The organism is Methylocystis sp. WRRC1 (genome assembly GCF_020733155.1).
Taxonomy (GTDB): Bacteria; Pseudomonadota; Alphaproteobacteria; order Rhizobiales; family Beijerinckiaceae; genus Methylocystis.
In genome coordinates this window covers 1,138,852-1,155,046 of the sequence record NZ_JAJFZJ010000001.1, presented here as the reverse complement: position 1 = coordinate 1,155,046, position 16,195 = coordinate 1,138,852, and the positions used below count along the sequence as shown (strand labels likewise).

The 16,195-nt window shown below is 60.7% G+C and carries 13 protein-coding genes; 12 read left to right on the top strand and 1 reads right to left on the bottom strand.

Features of this window, described 5'->3' with window-relative positions; genetic code table 11:
- The first annotated feature begins 24 nt into the window (after window positions 1-24).
- The 8 genes from LG047_RS05700 (at window position 25) to LG047_RS05665 (ending at window position 10,124) form a co-directional block, all read left to right on the top strand.
- Window positions 25-1,194, top strand: coding sequence for an isovaleryl-CoA dehydrogenase (locus LG047_RS05700; protein ID WP_227965888.1), 1,170 nt, complete (start codon window positions 25-27; stop codon window positions 1,192-1,194).
- 41 nt (window positions 1,195-1,235) lie between these two features.
- On the top strand, window positions 1,236-2,843 hold the full coding sequence (locus LG047_RS05695; RefSeq protein ID WP_227968439.1) for a carboxyl transferase domain-containing protein: 1,608 nt from the start codon (window positions 1,236-1,238) through the stop codon (window positions 2,841-2,843).
- 6 nt (window positions 2,844-2,849) lie between these two features.
- Window positions 2,850-3,656 carry an enoyl-CoA hydratase-related protein gene (locus LG047_RS05690; protein ID WP_227965887.1) on the top strand — a complete coding sequence of 269 codons (807 nt, stop codon included), beginning with the start codon at window positions 2,850-2,852 and terminating at the stop codon, window positions 3,654-3,656.
- Entirely contained in the window at window positions 3,646-5,658 is a 2,013-nt protein-coding gene (locus tag LG047_RS05685; protein WP_227965886.1) for a biotin carboxylase N-terminal domain-containing protein, read from the top strand. The genes LG047_RS05690 and LG047_RS05685 overlap by 11 nt, the downstream gene beginning before the upstream one ends.
- Complete coding sequence (locus LG047_RS05680; protein ID WP_227965885.1) at window positions 5,655-6,560, top strand: hydroxymethylglutaryl-CoA lyase; 906 nt, start codon at window positions 5,655-5,657, stop codon at window positions 6,558-6,560. Before LG047_RS05685 ends, LG047_RS05680 begins: the two co-directional genes overlap by 4 nt.
- 101 nt (window positions 6,561-6,661) lie before the next feature.
- A complete protein-coding gene (locus LG047_RS05675) occupies window positions 6,662-7,816 on the top strand; it encodes an acyl-CoA dehydrogenase family protein (RefSeq protein WP_227965884.1) in 1,155 nt (384 codons plus the stop codon).
- A 7-nt stretch (window positions 7,817-7,823) separates the two neighbouring features.
- A complete protein-coding gene (locus LG047_RS05670; protein ID WP_227965883.1) occupies window positions 7,824-8,888 on the top strand; it encodes an enoyl-CoA hydratase/isomerase family protein in 1,065 nt (354 codons plus the stop codon).
- 45 nt (window positions 8,889-8,933) lie between these two features.
- Window positions 8,934-10,124: an acetyl-CoA C-acyltransferase gene (locus LG047_RS05665; protein ID WP_227965882.1), complete on the top strand. Its 1,191-nt coding sequence runs from the start codon at window positions 8,934-8,936 to the stop codon at window positions 10,122-10,124.
- Here the strand turns inward: LG047_RS05665 and LG047_RS05660 are convergent.
- Window positions 10,121-11,242, bottom strand: a complete 1,122-nt coding sequence (locus tag LG047_RS05660; protein WP_036286018.1) for a Glu/Leu/Phe/Val dehydrogenase — start codon at window positions 11,240-11,242, stop codon at window positions 10,121-10,123. The genes LG047_RS05665 and LG047_RS05660 overlap by 4 nt on opposite strands.
- Window positions 11,243-11,439: 197 nt before the next feature.
- Here LG047_RS05660 and pdhA point away from each other — a divergent pair, with 197 nt between their 5' ends.
- The 4 genes from pdhA to LG047_RS05640 all read left to right on the top strand — a co-directional run bounded on the left by pdhA (window position 11,440) and on the right by LG047_RS05640 (window position 16,102).
- Window positions 11,440-12,495, top strand: a complete 1,056-nt coding sequence (pdhA, locus tag LG047_RS05655) for a pyruvate dehydrogenase (acetyl-transferring) E1 component subunit alpha (RefSeq protein WP_227965881.1) — start codon at window positions 11,440-11,442, stop codon at window positions 12,493-12,495.
- On the top strand, window positions 12,479-13,480 hold the full coding sequence (locus LG047_RS05650; RefSeq protein WP_305080316.1) for an alpha-ketoacid dehydrogenase subunit beta: 1,002 nt from the start codon (window positions 12,479-12,481) through the stop codon (window positions 13,478-13,480). Before pdhA ends, LG047_RS05650 begins: the two co-directional genes overlap by 17 nt.
- Window positions 13,480-14,586: a dihydrolipoamide acetyltransferase family protein gene (locus tag LG047_RS05645; protein WP_036286022.1), complete on the top strand. Its 1,107-nt coding sequence runs from the start codon at window positions 13,480-13,482 to the stop codon at window positions 14,584-14,586. Before LG047_RS05650 ends, LG047_RS05645 begins: the two co-directional genes overlap by 1 nt.
- 130 nt (window positions 14,587-14,716) lie before the next feature.
- The gene (locus LG047_RS05640; protein ID WP_227965880.1) at window positions 14,717-16,102 is read left to right on the top strand and encodes a cytochrome P450; all 1,386 of its coding nucleotides are present in this window, start codon (window positions 14,717-14,719) and stop codon (window positions 16,100-16,102) included.
- Window positions 16,103-16,195: the final 93 nt, after the last annotated feature.

Here is a 16,195-nt window from a genome sequence, read left to right as displayed (position 1 = left end):
ATTGGAATGAGGAAGGCGGGCGACATGCGTCATTGGACCCCGACAATGGACTTCGACCTCGGCGACGCCGCAGATTTGCTTCGTCAGGAGGTGGAGAAATTCGCTGCGCGAGAGATCGCGCCGCGCGCCGCGCGGATCGACGCCGAAAATTCCTTTCCCAATGACCTATGGCCAAAGATGGGAGCGTTGGGGCTCCTTGGTGTGACCGTTAACGACGACTACGGCGGCGCGAATCTGGGCTATCTCGAGCATGTCGTCGTCATGGAGGAAATCAGTCGCGCCTCGGCCTCGGTCGGACTCTCTTACGGCGCTCACTCCAATCTTTGCGTCAATCAAATTCATCGCAATGGTTCGGATGAGCAAAAACGCCGTTATCTGCCGCGTCTGGTCTCCGGCGAACACATCGGCGCGTTGGCGATGTCGGAGCCGGGGGCAGGTTCGGATGTAACCAATATGCGCCTCCGCGCGCGGAGGAGCGGCGACGAATATATCCTCGACGGAAGCAAGATGTGGGTCACGAACGGCCCCGACGCCGACATTATAATTGTATATGGAAAGACGGATCCTTCAGCCGGCGCGCATGGCATCACGGCCTTTATCGTCGAAAGAGCCTTCAAAGGCGTCTCTGCCTCCCCAAAGTTCGACAAGCTGGGAATGCGCGGATCGAACACCTGTGAACTGATTTTCGACGAGTGCGTCGTTCCGGCCGAGAATGTTCTTGGACGGCCGGAGCGCGGCGTAAACGTACTGATGAGCGGGCTCGATTACGAGAGAGCCATTCTCGCGGGCGGACCGCTCGGCATCATGCGGGCCTGCTTGGATATTGTCCTGCCATATGTGCACGAACGCAAGCAGTTTGGGCAACCGATCGGCGAGTTCGAAATCATGCAGGGAAAACTCGCAGACATGTATACGGCGTTGAGCGCCTCGAGAGCCTATATCTATGCAGTCGCGAAGGCCTGCGATCGTGGGCGAACGACACGCAAAGACGCCGCCGCGGCAATCCTTTTCGCCGCCGAGAAGGCGACATGGATGGCCCTGGAGGCAATTCAGTGCCTCGGTGGAAATGGCTACACGAACGAATATCCGACCGGTCGACTCCTGAGAGACGCGAAGCTCTATGAGATCGGCGCAGGGACAAGCGAAATTCGTCGAATGTTGATAGGCCGAGAACTCTTTCAGGAAACTGCATGAGGCTCTGATTTGCGGTTAGGCGCATCGACGAGAGAGGAATGATGCCCGTCATTGACAGTTCGATCGATACGCGGTCGCCGGAACATGTGAAAAATCGGGAAGCCATGGCCGAACTCGTCGCAAGGTTGCGTGCTACGTCGGCAATGATTTGCCGGGGCGGCGGCGATGAGGCGAGGGCGCGGCATCTGGCGCGCGGCAAAATGCTTGCGCGCGAGCGCATCGACGCACTCGTCGATCCGCTGTCGCCCTTTCTTGAAATTGGACAATTCGCTGCGCACGATATGTATGACGGACAGGTTGCGTCGGCCGGCGTCGTCGCCGGAATTGGTCGGGTGGCCGGCCGGGAGTGCATGATCGTCGCCAATGACGCGACGGTCAAAGGCGGCGCCTATTTCCCGATGACCGTCAAGAAACATCTGCGCGCGCAGGAAATCGCCGCGCAGAATGAATTACCGTGTATTTACCTCGTCGACTCGGGCGGCGCGAATCTGCCGACCCAAGACGAGGTTTTTCCCGATCGCGATCATTTCGGCCGCATCTTTTACAATCAGGCCGTGATGTCTGCGAAGGGCATTCCACAAATCGCCGTGGTTATGGGTTCCTGTACGGCGGGCGGCGCCTATATCCCGGCGATGTGCGACGAGTCGGTAATTGTTCGCAACCAGGGCACGATCTTCCTCGCGGGTCCTCCGCTGGTCGAAGCCGCTACCGGAGAGGTTGTCACGGCCGAGGAATTGGGTGGCGCCGACGTTCATTGCCGGCGTTCCGGAGTTGCGGACTATTATGCTGAAGACGACGCTCACGCGCTTGGACTGACGCGCGCCATCGTCGCAAACCTTGCGCGCCCGACACGCCATGCGCTTGCATTGCGAGAGCCTTCGCCCCCAAAATACGATCTCGCCGAGATCTATGGCGTCGTTCCGGCGGATCGTCGCAAGCAATTCGATATTCACGAAATTATAGCCCGCATCGTCGACGGCAGCGAATTCGACGAGTTCAAAGCGCTTTACGGAACAACCCTCGTTACGGGCTTCGCCCATATCTGGGGCTATCCGGTCGGTATCGTCGCAAACAACGGAATTCTCTTTGGCGAGAGCGCGCTGAAGGGCGCGCATTTCATCGAATTATGCGCGAAACGCCAGACCCCCCTGATTTTTCTGCAAAACACCACAGGCTTCATGGTCGGAGAGAAATATGAGGCCGGCGGGATCGCCAAGGAAGGCGCCAAGATGGTTGCGGCGGTCGCTACGGCCGCCGTTCCCAAATTCACAGTGATCGTTGGCGGAAGTTTCGGCGCGGGAAATTACGCCATGTGCGGACGCGCCTATTCACCAAGATTTCTTTGGACATGGCCAAACGCCCGCATCAGCGTGATGGGCGCTGATCAAGCGGCCAGCGTCCTGTCGCGCGTGCGACGCAGGTCGCTCCAGTCGCGCGGCGAAAGCTGGTCGCCAGAAGCAGAGGAGGCGTTCGCGGCGCCGATACGCGAACAATATGAACGGCAGGGTGATCCGCTCTTTTCAAGCGCGCGGCTCTGGGATGACGGCGTTATCGACCCGATGGATACGCGTCGCGTGTTGGCGCTCGCATTGTCGGCGTCCTTGAATGCGCCGATCGAGAAAACCAATTTTTCCTTGTTCCGCATGTGAGGGGAAATGAGCGACCTGCTGGAAACGACAGACGCGCGCGGCGTGACGACGCTGACATTGAATCGCCCTGGACGCCGAAATGCGCTCGACGATATGCTCGTCGTACATCTGACCGAGGCGTTGCGACGGCTCGAAGCGGCGCCGGACGTCCGAATTGTCGTTTTGATGGGCGCCGGCGAGAGCTTCTGCTCAGGCGGAGACATCGAATGGATGAAAAGACTGGCGAATGGCGCGCCGGAACACAATGAGGCGGACGCGCTCGCTCTCGCCGAGCTCATGAAAACGCTGGACCAGTTGTCGAAGCCGACGATCGCGGTAGCGCATGGCGCCGTCTACGGCGGCGGCGTCGGGCTGGTCGCCTGCTGCGACGTTGGCATTGCATCTGACGGCGCAAGTTTTTGTCTGAGCGAAGTGAGGCTCGGTCTTATTCCAGCGGTAGTCGGTCCTTACATGACGAGGTCGATCGGGATACGCCAGGCGCGCCGCTACTTCCTCACGGCCGAGGTAATCAGCGCCAAGCGCGCAGCGGAGATCGGACTCATCCACGATTTTGCGCAAGAAGTGGAGTTGCCGAAGCTGCTCGATCGGATCATCAAGGCAATGCTGCTTGGCGCGCCTTGCGCGCAGGCAGACGCGAAGGCGCTGATGCGCCTGTGCGAAGGGAGATCCATCGATGAGCAATTGGCGAGGGAGACGGCGCAAAGATTAGCGGCGCGCCGCGTATCGTCAGAGGGGCGCGAAGGATTGAGCGCTTTCCTCGAAAAGCGCGCGCCATGGTGGTGTGCAGGGCCGGGCGGCGCGAATGTTTCATAAATTGCTGATCGCCAATCGAGGGGAAATCGCCTGTCGTATTGCAAGAACAGCGCGACGGATGGGTATTGCAACAGTCGCAGTCTATTCAGAAGCCGATAAGGCGGCGCTCCATGTCGAGGTCGCCGATGAGGCTTGGCCGATTGGCCCTGCGCCAGCTCGGGAAAGTTACCTTTCAATCGACAAGATATTGGACATTGCGCGGCGCTCGGGCGCGCAGGCGATACACCCCGGATATGGGTTCCTCGCAGAGAATGCGGACTTCGCGGAACGCTGCTCGCAGGCTGGAGTGATTTTTGTCGGGCCGCCGCCAAACGCGATGCGATTAATGGGCTCCAAGGCGTCGGCGAAATCGTTGATGGAACGGTTGGGGGTGCCGATATTGCCGGGCTATCACGGAGCCGCGACGGACGAGGCGACCATGTCGGCCGCCGCCGAAAATATTGGTTTTCCGCTTCTCGTCAAAGCTTCGGCTGGCGGCGGCGGGCGAGGTATGCGTGTCGTTCGGAGAATGAGTGAACTAGCCGCCGCTCTCGAAAGCGCGGCGCGCGAGGCTGTGGCGTCTTTCGGAGACGGACGATTGTTGCTCGAGAAATATCTGTTGCGGCCGCGGCATATCGAAATCCAGATTTTCGCCGACGCATATGGTGAAGTGGATACTTTTATTGAAAGAGATTGCTCGATACAGCGGCGTCATCAGAAAATATTGGAAGAGACGCCCGCGTGCGGGCTCTCCGAAGATATGCGTCGCGAAATGCGCGCCGCGGCGACGACGGCGGCGCTGGCGGCGGGCTATATCGGCGCGGGAACGATCGAATTCCTTTGCCAGGACGACGCCTATTATTTTCTCGAGATGAATACGCGGTTGCAGGTGGAGCACCCGGTGACGGAAATGGTCACAGGTCTGGATTTGGTGGAATGGCAGTTTCGCGTTGCTTGCGGGGAGCCCTTGCCGGTGAAGCAGGATGCGCTCGTCATGCGAGGTTGCGCGATCGAAGCGCGTATCTGCGCCGAAGATCCTGCGCGCGATTTTCTTCCTTCCATCGGAGTGATCGAGCATTTCCGAAAGCCCGGCGAGAGCGCGACGGTTCGTGTGGACACCGGGGTCCGGCGCGGCGATCGCGTGACCCAGCATTATGACTCGCTGATCGCAAAACCTGTTGTTTACGACGGGACGCGTGGCGACGCCATACAAAGACTGCAAGAAGCACTCGATTCAACCGAGCTGGTCGGCGTAGCGACCAATCTAGATTTTCTAAGGGCGCTTGCGCGCGATCCACGCTTTCTCGACGGCTCGTACGATACTGGTTTCATCGAGGCCGCTGGAGATGAACTGACGGTCACACACACAAGCCCGCAAGACGATATGATATTTATCCTGGCGGCGGCGACGGCGATGTGGATCGCCCACCTGCGTGAGCGTGATAATCGCGCCGCGAGGGAGATCGGCGACCCGTGGTCGCCATGGTCGCAATGCGATGCATGGCGCGTTCATGGAAGAGGCTATTTCGGCTTGCGCTTCAGTCTGGACGGCGAGATCCATTGCGCGCGCGTGCTTCCACATTCCGACGGCGACTTTCAACTCGACGCATTTTCGCAATCTGTCATCGTGGTGGCTACACGTGACGGTGACAGGACAAATGTGCGAGTCGATGGCGTCAAACGTGAGCTCGGGATTGTACGGCGAGACGATGGCTGTGTCGTCATTCTGGCAGGGCGCAACCATCATCTCCATCTCATCGATCCCTTGTTGCCCGCTCCAAATGAAACCGCCGCCGAGCGAAGCCTGAGCACGCCATTTCCGGCGAGAGTGACGCGGGTCCTCGTCGACGCGGGCGAGAGCGTGAGGAAAGGCGCCCCTCTCGTCGTTCTCGAAGCAATGAAGATGGAGGTGACGCTGACGGCGCCCCGCGACGGCATGGTTGCAGGCGTCCATTGTGTCGAAGGAGAAACCGCTAGGGAGGGCGCTGAATTGATAGAGCTTGTCGACGAGGCGCCGACATGACATTGCCCGAGAAGGTGCGCATCGTCGAAGTCGGTCCCCGCGACGGTCTCCAGAACGAAGCCGCGATCCTCTCGATCGACGCCAGGGCGCAATTGATAAGGCTTCTGGCGAAGGCCGGATTGACTCGCATCGAGGCGGGAAGTTTCGTTTCATCGAAATCCGTTCCCCAGATGGCGGCGAGCGGCGAAGTCCTCGCGCGTTTGGCCTCGGGCACGGGTGCAAGATTGTCCGTTCTGGCGCCGAATCTGGTGGGTCTCGAGGCGGCGCTCGCCGCTGGCGCAATGGAGATCGCGGTGTTTGCCGCCGCGACGGAGACCTTCTCGCGCAGGAATCTCAACTGCTCGATTGTCGAGAGTCTGGATCGTTTTGCGCATGTCGCCGGGGCGGCGAGAAGGCGTGGGGTCTTGGTTCGCGGCTATGTCTCCTGCGTTCTCGGCTGCCCCTATGAAGGCAAGGTGTCGCCCGCACGCGTAGCGGAGATCGCCGGAAGGCTTCGCGAGATAGGATGCTATGAAATCTCTCTTGGCGACACGATTGGCGTCGGCACGCCCCTGGTGGCGCGGAACCTTGTTGAAGTAGTGTCGCGCGAGACGCCGATCGAAAGCCTCGCGGTTCATTTTCATGACACATATGGACAGGCGCTGGCGAATATATTCTCCTGCCTTGAGGCGGGGGTGTCCGTTGTCGACAGTTCGGTCGCAGGGCTTGGCGGGTGCCCCCATGCGCCCGGAGCCGCCGGCAATGTCGCAACTGAGGACCTCGTATACATGCTGGATGGCATGGGGATCGAAACGGGGGTCGATCTCGTCGCGTTACTGGAAGCCGGCGCATTCATCTGCAGGGAGTTGGGTCGCAAGCCAGCGGGTCGCGTCGCGCAAGCTTTTGCCGCCCGGAGGAACTGAGCGAGTCGCGAGCCGATCGAAGCCTTGCCGGAACCGGTTGTCCGCGACAGATTCAAAAAACGCAAAAGCTTTGTTGCATTTTGCTGACGAGATGCGAAGCGATGCAGTACTTGTCCGGATTGAGCGACGAACAATTGGCCATACGCGAGATGGCGATGAATTTCGCTCGCGAAAGGATCGCTCCTTACGCGCTCGAATGGGACAGAGAAAAGTTTTTCCCCGTCGACACGCTCAGGGAAGCGGCAGCACTGGGAATGGCTGCGATTACGGTTGGCGAGGAACACGGCGGCGCGGCCCTCAGCCGCTTCGACGCGGCATTGATATTCGAAGCGTTGGCGAACGGCTGCCCCACGATTGCCGCCTATCTCTCGATTCACAATATGTGCGCCGGAATGATCGACGTTTTCGGTTCGCCGCGTCAGCGCCGGGAATGGTTGCCGCGTCTTGTCTCCATGGAGACGCTGTCGAGCTACTGCCTCACCGAATCCGGCTGCGGCTCCGACGCGGCGGCGCTGCGCACGCGAGCAGAACGCGACGGAGACGTTTACGTTGTTAATGGAGAAAAGCAGTTTATCTCGGGCGCGTCCGCCGGCGGCGATCGGCATCTTTATATTGTGATGGCTCGCACTGGGCAGGATGGTCCCGGCGGCGTGTCGGCCTTTGTCATCGAAGGCACAGCGCATGGCATGCGCTTCGGGAGCAATGAGCGAAAGATGGGCTGGAATGCGCAGCCGACGCGGGCGATATTTTTCGAAAATTGCCGTGTCCCGGCGGAAAACATTTTGGGAGAGGAGGGTGCGGGATTCAAGATCGCCATGGCGGGCCTGGATGGCGGCCGACTGAACATCGGGGCCTGTTCGCTCGGCAGGGCTCAATCCGCACTGATGAAAACTCTTGATTATCTGCGTGAGCGAAAGGCTTTTGGAAAACCGCTCGATGATTTTCAGGCCCTGCAATTCCGTCTCGCAGACATGGCGACCGGATTGGAGACGGCGCGGGCCTTGCTGTGGCGTGCCGCTGCGGCGCTCGACGCAAAGGCGAAGGATGCGTCAATTCTCTGCGCCATGGCCAAGCGCGTCGCGACCGATGTGGGTTTCGACGTCGCCAACAACGCTTTGCAATTGCATGGGGGCTACGGCTATCTCTGCGACTATGGCGTCGAAAAGATCGTTCGTGATCTGCGGGTCCATCAAATCCTGGAGGGAACGAATGAAATCATGCGATTGATCGTGGCTCGCAATCTGTTACGAAGCTGAGGATTGCATGACAAGCAACGAACTTCTCGTTTCACGCGTCGGTCGCCTCGGGCGTATAATTCTCAATCGGCCAAAAGCGCTGAATAGTCTGACCCTCGGTATGGTACGATCCTTTTCTGCGGCGCTCGACGAGTTCGGAGCTGATCCCGAAATCCTGGCCGTTCTGGTTAGTGGAGAAGGCGAACGCGGGCTTTGCGCCGGCGGCGACATTCGTACGCTCTACGATCTTCGCGATAAGAACAAGGACTATTACAAGATCTTCTGGCGGGAGGAATATCAGCTCAACGCGCGTATCGCGTCATTTCCCAAGTTCTTTATCGTTATCATGGATGGCCTCGTCATGGGCGGCGGCGTCGGGATTTCAGCGCATGGCAATCGCCGGCTCGTTACGGAGCGCACACGGATCGCCATGCCGGAAACCGGTATCGGCTTCATCCCCGACGTAGGCGGCACATGGCTTCTTACTCGCAATGGCGGCGCTGGCGTCTATATGGCTTTGTCGGGAGCGGCGGTCACGGCGACGGACGCAATTCATGTTGGGCTGGCCGACATGGCGATCAGATCGCAAGACGCCGCCGAACTGGAGAGGCGCTTGTCGACGATCGTGGAAGCGAAGGACGTCGACGCGATCCTTCGGACTTTCGAGGAGGAAACCGACGAGGGAATTTTCGAGCGGAACAAAACTTTGCTGGACACGGCGATGGCGCACAGCAGAGTGGAGGAGATCATCGGGGCGCTTTATTCTGCCAATACAGAATTCGCCGTCGCCGCCGCAATCCAAATTTCGCAAAAGTCGCCGACGAGCCTGAAGGTGACGCGCGCCTTGCTGAGTCGCGCCGCAGCTGCGGACCGTCTGGAGACATGCCTCACGAACGAGTTTCGCGCCGCTTGCAGTCTGCTGCATTCGCACGATCTTTATGAGGGTATTCGCGCCGCTGTCATCGACAAGGACCGAAATCCGAAGTGGTCGCCGGCGACGCTCGCAGAGGTCGACGAACGATCGGTTGCCGAGATTCTGAGGGGCGACGGCGATCAGGAACCTGTTTTTCGAGCCTGGGCGGAGTTGGCCTGAAAATCGAGCAGGCTTCGCATTTACTTGGACAGGAAGGGCGTTCCGATGAAACCTTCGAGCCCCATCGTCATCGTCGGAGCCGCTCGAACGCCGATCGGCGGATTTCTCGGCGATCTAAAAAATGCGCCGGCGCCCCGGCTCGGCGCGCGGGCCATCGAGGCGGCTGTTTTGCGGGCCGGTCTGTCGTTTGAAGAAATCGACGAGGTGGCCATGGGCTGCGTCCTGACGGCCGGGCAGGGACAGGCGCCGGCGAGACAGGCGGCCCTGGGCGCTGGCCTGACGGAAGCCGCGGGTTGCGTCACTATTAACAAGATGTGCGGCTCGGGCATGAAGGCGATCATGCTGGCGCATGATCAGCTGGCGGCGGGAAGCGCTCGGATCATGGTTGCGGGCGGCATGGAGAGTATGAGCAACGCGCCCTATCTCCTCGATCGCGCTCGGCAAGGCTATCGAATGGGGCATCGCAAGGTTCTCGACCATATGTTTCTGGACGGTCTCGAAGACGCCTATGAACAGGGCAAATTGATGGGATCCTTCGCTGAGGATTGCGCGACGGCCTACCAGTTCACCCGTGACATGCAGGACGAATACGCCACGGAGTCGCTGCTGCGGGCGCAACGCGCCGCCTCACTCAATTTCTTCGAGCAGGAAATCGCTTCGCTGACGGTGCAGGATGGGAAGAGCGAGCGCACGATTTCGCAGGATGAGCTTCCGGCAAAGGCGCGACCTGATGAAATAGACAAACTCAAGCCGGCCTTCCGGGAGGGAGGCACGATCACGGCCGCCAACTCCAGTTCGATATCCGATGGCGCCGCCGCGGTCACGCTCACGAGTCTCGCTCATGTCGAGCGGCGGGGCTTGACACCGCGGGCGTCGATTGTTGCACACGTCACACATGCCGGCGCCCCCGGCGACTTTCCGACGGCGCCCATCGGCGCCATTCGCAAGCTGCTCGATAAGACAGGGTGGCGGCTCCAGGACATAGACCTTTACGAAATCAACGAGGCTTTTGCGGTCGTTGTCATGGCCGCGATGCGCGACCTCGGACTTCCGCGAGACAAGGTGAATATTCACGGCGGCGCCTGCGCGCTCGGGCATCCCATCGGCGCATCGGGCGCGAGGATTGTCGTTACGCTGCTGGCGGCGTTGGAGCTAAATGACCTTCGCAGGGGCGTCGCGGCGCTCTGCATCGGCGGGGGTGAGGCGACCGCCATTGCAATAGAGCGTAGCTTCTAGCGCCATCGACGCAGTTGCATCATCGCGCGCAAGCGCTCGACGGCAAGGGTCGTAGCCGCCTCTATCGGCGGCGCGCCGACTACATGGGCGCGCTCGAGCGTAATCTTCGTGTTCCGGCCGATTTTCTCTTTTATCGCGGCGAAAGCGGTCGCCTCGCCGCCGCCGGCGTATTCGGTCGCGGCGCATATGACTCCGCCTGCATTGGCGATAAAGTCCGGCACGCTGACGATGCCGCGTTCGAACATGCGCCGCTCCGCTTCAGCGGTCGCGGGCACATTCGCGCCCTGCACGACCAGCTTGCAATCGAGAAGATCGACATTGTCGGCGCGTAAGACGTCGGGCCGCGCGGCGGGGATCCAGATTTCACAGGGGAGCGCCGTGAGGGCGGCGCCATCCATCACTTCGCCGTGCTGATGCTCGACAACGCTCTTGCCGGCTTCTTTCAGCTTTACCAGCGCCTCGATGTCCAGCCCTGCCGTATCGGTGATCGCTCCGCCGGTGTCCGAAGCGGCGACAAGTCGCGCGCCCTTCTTCGCGAGGAAGCGGGCCGCGTGCTGACCCACGGCGCCGAAGCCTTGCACAACGACGCGCGCCCCATCCAGCGAAATCTTGGCGAAGGGAGCTGCGACTTCAGCGGCGATGGCGACGCCGAAGCCGGTCGCGCCGATCTCGTCGAGCGGAATGCCGCCAATCTCCGCGGGTAGTCCGACCGAGCGCCCGATCTCGTCGTGGACCCAGGCCATGGCTATTTCGTCCGTGCCCATGTCCGGACCGGGGATGTAGTCTTCCAGTTGCCGAATGGCCGTTGCGAAGGCGCGGATCAACTGCTCCTTCTCGCGAAGCGGCATTTTCGGGTCGCCGAAGATCACTGATTTGGCGCCGCCGTGCCGCAAGCCGCAGGCGGCGTTTTTCAGCGTCATGGCGCGCGCGAGCCGAAAACATTCCATTGTGCTCACGTCCGGCGCCATGCGCGTGCCACCAATTGCTGGCCCGGCGCTCACATTATCGATGACGACAATGGCGCGAAGACCCACTGACGGCGTGTGGATATGGACGATCTTGGCCGGACCGAATTCGTCGCAGAACGAAAAGGGGTCATGACGAACATTTGTTGACATGCATTTTACTTTGTGCGCCGAACCGGCCTGTCAAGCGCCTTGGGTTCCAACCCGGTCTCACCGAAGGATTTTCTTGATATCCAGAGGGGGCGCGCCGAAAAAATCTCGGGCGGGCCGCATGAAAAAGGGGAGCCGCGCTCTAAACTAAAACTGGGTGAATCGCTCGAAAGCCAATGGTTCGTCATATGGAATCTGACGTGAGACCGGACGCTCCGCAGTCCCTTCCGCCCGATGGTCGCGAAGCATCGCCGCCCGGCGAGCTTTCCCCGAGGGACGAACTCCTCCTGCGCTTCTATCGCGCAATGACCAAATCGCGGGTCTTCGACGGTAAGGCGATTGCGCTGCAGCGCACGGGGAAACTTGGAACCTTCGCTTCCTCGCTCGGCCAGGAGGCCGTGGGCGTCGGCGTCGCATCCGCAATGGAGGCGCGAGACGTGCTTGTGCCTTCCTATCGCGATCATGCCGCGCAATTTCTACGCGGCATGACAATGGTTGAATGCCTTCTCTATTGGGGCGGCGACGAACGCGGCAGCGATTTCTCGGCGTCGCGTTCGGATTTCCCCAATTGCGTGCCGGTCGCCACTCAGGTCGCGCATGCCGTCGGCGCCGCTTACGCTTTCAAGAGAAAGGGAGAGAATCGTGTCGCCGTCTGTTTCATCGGCGACGGCGGAACGGCCAATGGCGGTTTCTACGAGCCGCTCAACATGGCCGGCGTATGGAAAACGCCGGTCGTCATCGTCATCAACAACAACGGTTGGGCGATTTCCACGCCGCGCACATTGGAGAGCGCAGCGGAAACACTCGCGCAGAAGGGCGTCGCTGCGGGCGTCGAGGGCTTGCAAGTCGACGGCAATGACGTTCTCGCCGTTTATGACGCGGCGCGCCGCGCAATCGAGAAGGCGCGCAGCGGCGGCGGGCCGACGGTGATCGAGGCGCTCACCTACCGGTTGGGGGATCACACGACTGCCGATGACGCGACGCGCTATCGTGATCCGGAGATCGTGCAGCGCGAATGGGGGCGGGAGCCCGTCGCCCGGTTGCGTAATCTTCTCGTGGACATGGGTCTGTGGACGCCGGAGAAGGAAACAGCGCTGCTGAAGGAATGCGCGGAAGAAGTTGAAAAAGCCGTCGAAAAATATCTGGCGACCCCGCCGCAACAGATCGACGCGATGTTCGATCATCTTCATGCGGTCCTGCCCGATGCGTTGAAGAGTCAGCGAGAGGAGGCGCGTCGCTATGCTGGAGGGCAATGAGGCGCGGGCGATGGAAGCGACGCTCGTGGAGGCGGTCAATCTCGCGCTGGCGCATGAAATGGAGCGCGACGAGAGCGTATTGCTTCTCGGCGAGGACATAGGCGTGAATGGGGGCGTGTTTCGCGCGACGAACGGACTTCAGAAGCGTTTCGGCGCCGAGCGCGTGATCGACACGCCACTCGCGGAGAGCGCCATCGCGGGGGTCGCCGTCGGTATGGCGGCGATGGGGCTCAAGCCGGTCGCGGAGATTCAATTCACTGGTTTTATCTATCCGACAATGGATCAGATGATCAATCACGCGTCGCGAATGCGTCATCGCACGCGCGGGCGACTGACGTGCCCTATGGTGCTGCGCTCACCTTTCGGCGCGGGAATCCATGCGCCGGAACATCACTCCGAAAGTCCGGAGGCGCTTTTCGCCCATATGCCGGGACTGCGTGTCGTTATCCCGTCTTCGCCGTCCCGCGCTTACGGTCTGCTGCTCGCTGCAATGCGCGATCCTGATCCTGTCGTCTTTCTCGAACCGACGCGGTTGTATCGACTCTTTCGGGAGGAAGTCGTCGATGATGGCCAGGCGCTTCCTCTCGACACATGCTTCCTGCTTCGTGAAGGGAAGGACGTGACACTCGTCACGTGGGGCGCGATGACGCAGCAGGTTCTGGCGGCGGCCGACAATCTTGCGCAAGAGGGAACTGCGGCGGAGGTGATTGACGTCGCGACGATCAAGCCGCTCGATATGGAAACCATTCTGCGATCGGTTGAAAAAACGGGCCGATGCGTCGTCGTGCATGAAGCGCCCCGGACGGCCGGCTTCGGGGCCGAAATCGCCGCCGAAATCGCCGAGCGGGCGCTCTATTCGCTGCTTGCGCCGCCGAGGCGCGTAACCGGATACGACGTTGTGGTGCCGCTCGCGCGGCTTGAAAACCAATATATCCCCAGCATCGAACGCATCATTGACGCTGTGCGCAAGGTCATGGAGGCGTGATGAAGACTTTTCGACTCCCTGATCTCGGCGAGGGTTTGCAGGAGGCCGAGCTTGTCGAATGGCGCGTGAAGCCTGGCGACACGGTCGCCATCGATCAGCCATTGGTTGCGGTGGAAACGGCAAAGGCGGTGGTTGAAATTCCATCGCCCCGCGCGGGACGCGTCGAGCGTCTGTTCGCGCAGGCGGGAGACATCGTCCGGGTCGGCGCGCCTCTGATCGCATTCGAGGGTGCGAGCGAGGAGGAGGAAGACGCCGGGACCGTCGTCGGCTCGGTTGAAACCAGCGCGCGCGTCGTGCAGGAGGCGCCTGTCTCGGTCGGGCGCGCGGGAGCCGCCATCCGCGCCATTCCCGCGGTGAGGGCTCTGGCGCACAAGCTCAATGTCGATCTCTCGATCGTGACGCCTTCCGGAGCCGATGGCGTCATCACCGCCGCGGACGTCCAGCGGGTTGCTCGAATCCTGAGCGAGGCGGAGCCGGCCGAACCGCTTCGCGGTTTCCGTCGCGCCATGGCGCAAAACATGGCCGTAGCTCAAGCTGAAGTCGCCGCCGCGACGATAATGGACGACGCCGACATCGACGCCTGGCCAGAGGGGGCCGATGTGACGATAAGATTGATCCGCGCTCTTGTGAAAGGATGTCGGGCGGAGCCCGCGCTGAACGCATGGTTTGAAAGCCAGTCGCTCGCGCGGCGCGTTCTGCGCAGGATCGACCTTGGGATCGCGGTGGACTTGCCAGAAGGGCTTTTCGTGCCGGTGCTGCGCGATGTGGCGGATCGTGACCCGGCGGATTTGCGCCAGGGACTCGACCGGATGCGCGCCGATGTGGCCGCCCGTCGCATTCCGCCGGAGGAGTTGCGCGGCGCGACGATCACGCTCTCGAACTTCGGCATGATCGCCGGGCGCTACGCCGCTCCTGTCGTGTTGCCGCCGACGGTCGCGATCGTCGGCGCCGGTCGCATAAGGCGAGACGTCGTCGCCGTGGACGGCGGCGTAGCCGTGCATCGCGTCATTCCCTTGAGTCTTACTTTCGACCACAGGGTCGTTTCGGGCGGCGAGGGCGGACGGTTCCTTGCGGCGATGATCGCCGATCTGGGGCTGCCACAGTAACGCTCCGACGCGTCACTCTGGTAACGTGTGCGCTCCGCGGCCGAGTTTGAGATTTCTGTTTTTTACTTGTCCCGCCCCCGTTGCGGGGTAAGTTAATTTTCGGCGCTATAATTGTTTTTGGCGGATTTCCATGAGCTCGATCATTTTCGACGCCAAGGCCGCGGTTGCGTCCGCCATTCCGGAGCCGCCGCTAAGCGCGCTCGCGCATATTCCCGGCACGGATGGCTGGCCGTTCGTCGGCAACACATTGCAGTATGTCGTCGATCCCAAAGGCGTAGTGGAGCGCTTCGCTGCAAAATACGGCACTGTGTATCGCAGCCGCGTCTTCGGCGGGCGCTCAATCTCGCTGCTCGGCCCCGAGGCCAATGAGTTTGTTTTGATGGATCAGGCCAGGCTCTTTTCGTCGACTCATGGCTGGGGGCGCATCCTTGAATCGCTCTTCCCGCGCGGGCTGCTGCTGCTCGATTTCGATGAGCATCGCCTGCATCGCAAGGCGTTGTCTGTCGCTTTCAAATCCGGCCCGATGAAATCCTATCTCGAAAATCTCAACCGCGGGATCGCATCGGGAATCGATGGATGGCTTAAAACATCGCCGGATCTGCGCTTCTACCCGGCGATCAAACAGATGACGCTCGACCTCGCCGCTGTTTCCTTCCTCGGCGAGGAAATCGGACCGGATGTCCAGGCGGTCAAAAGCGCCTTGACTGAAATGGTCGCGGCAATCGTCGCGGTCGTGCGTCGTCCCTTTCCGGGCACACAGATGTATCGCGGCGTCAAGGGAAGGAAGTTCATCGTCGACTATTTCGGCCGACAGATTTCCAGCCGCCGCGCGGGCGACGGCGATGACATTTTTACTCAGCTCTGCAAGGCGACAACGGACAACGGCGCATTGCTGACGCCACAGGAAGTGATCGACCATATGAGCTTCCTGATGATGGCCGCGCATGACACGCTTGCCTCGTCGCTTTCCTCCTTCGTCTATTTCCTCATGGTCAATCCTGACTGGCAGGAAAATTTGCGGGAAGAGCACGAGGCTCTCGGCCTCGCGGCGGGCGAACCTTTGCCCTATGATTTGCTGGACAAACTGTCTTTGACGGAAATGGCTTTCGAGGAGTCGCTGAGGCTCATCCCGCCTGCGCCCTCGATCCTGCGTTGCGCCGTGCGAGAGACGGAGTTCGCAGGTTTTCGCATTCCGGCCGGCGCGCGGGTGAATATCGATCTGCTCTATACGCACCGCATGCCGGATGTCTGGCCGCAGCCGGAAAAGTTCGATCCGCTGCGCTTCACTGATCAAGCGAAACGCGCGCGTCACAAATACGCCTTCGCGCCATTCGGCGGAGGCGCGCACATGTGTCTTGGAACGCATTTCGCACATATGCAGGCGAAATGCTTCATCCATCATTTGTTGACGAGGGCGAAAATTTTGCCCGCTCCCGAATACAGGCCGGAGTGGAAATACTGGCCTATTCCGCAGCCGCGCGACGGACTACAGGTCAGGTTGAGGTCGATGTCATGATGAAATTGGCGCGCTGGACTGATCCATCAGATAACTACGACTTCGGCGAACATGCGCCTGCGCCTGGCCCGTCATTCGCTTGACAATCATTCG

Excerpts from the sequence above, each read along its gene's own strand:
- LG047_RS05700 (WP_227965888.1), top strand. The coding sequence starts at position 25 with ATGCGTCATTGGACCCCGACAATGGACTTCGACCTCGGCGACGCCGCA.
- LG047_RS05695 (WP_227968439.1), top strand. The coding sequence starts at position 1,236 with ATGCCCGTCATTGACAGTTCGATCGATACGCGGTCGCCGGAACATGTG.
- LG047_RS05690 (WP_227965887.1), top strand. The coding sequence starts at position 2,850 with ATGAGCGACCTGCTGGAAACGACAGACGCGCGCGGCGTGACGACGCTG.
- LG047_RS05685 (WP_227965886.1), top strand. The coding sequence starts at position 3,646 with ATGTTTCATAAATTGCTGATCGCCAATCGAGGGGAAATCGCCTGTCGT.
- LG047_RS05680 (WP_227965885.1), top strand. The coding sequence starts at position 5,655 with ATGACATTGCCCGAGAAGGTGCGCATCGTCGAAGTCGGTCCCCGCGAC.
- LG047_RS05675 (WP_227965884.1), top strand. The coding sequence starts at position 6,662 with ATGCAGTACTTGTCCGGATTGAGCGACGAACAATTGGCCATACGCGAG.
- LG047_RS05670 (WP_227965883.1), top strand. The coding sequence starts at position 7,824 with ATGACAAGCAACGAACTTCTCGTTTCACGCGTCGGTCGCCTCGGGCGT.
- LG047_RS05665 (WP_227965882.1), top strand. The coding sequence starts at position 8,934 with ATGAAACCTTCGAGCCCCATCGTCATCGTCGGAGCCGCTCGAACGCCG.
- LG047_RS05660 (WP_036286018.1), bottom strand. The coding sequence starts at position 11,242 with ATGTCAACAAATGTTCGTCATGACCCCTTTTCGTTCTGCGACGAATTC.
- LG047_RS05650 (WP_305080316.1), top strand. The coding sequence starts at position 12,479 with ATGCTGGAGGGCAATGAGGCGCGGGCGATGGAAGCGACGCTCGTGGAG.
- LG047_RS05645 (WP_036286022.1), top strand. The coding sequence starts at position 13,480 with ATGAAGACTTTTCGACTCCCTGATCTCGGCGAGGGTTTGCAGGAGGCC.
- LG047_RS05640 (WP_227965880.1), top strand. The coding sequence starts at position 14,717 with ATGAGCTCGATCATTTTCGACGCCAAGGCCGCGGTTGCGTCCGCCATT.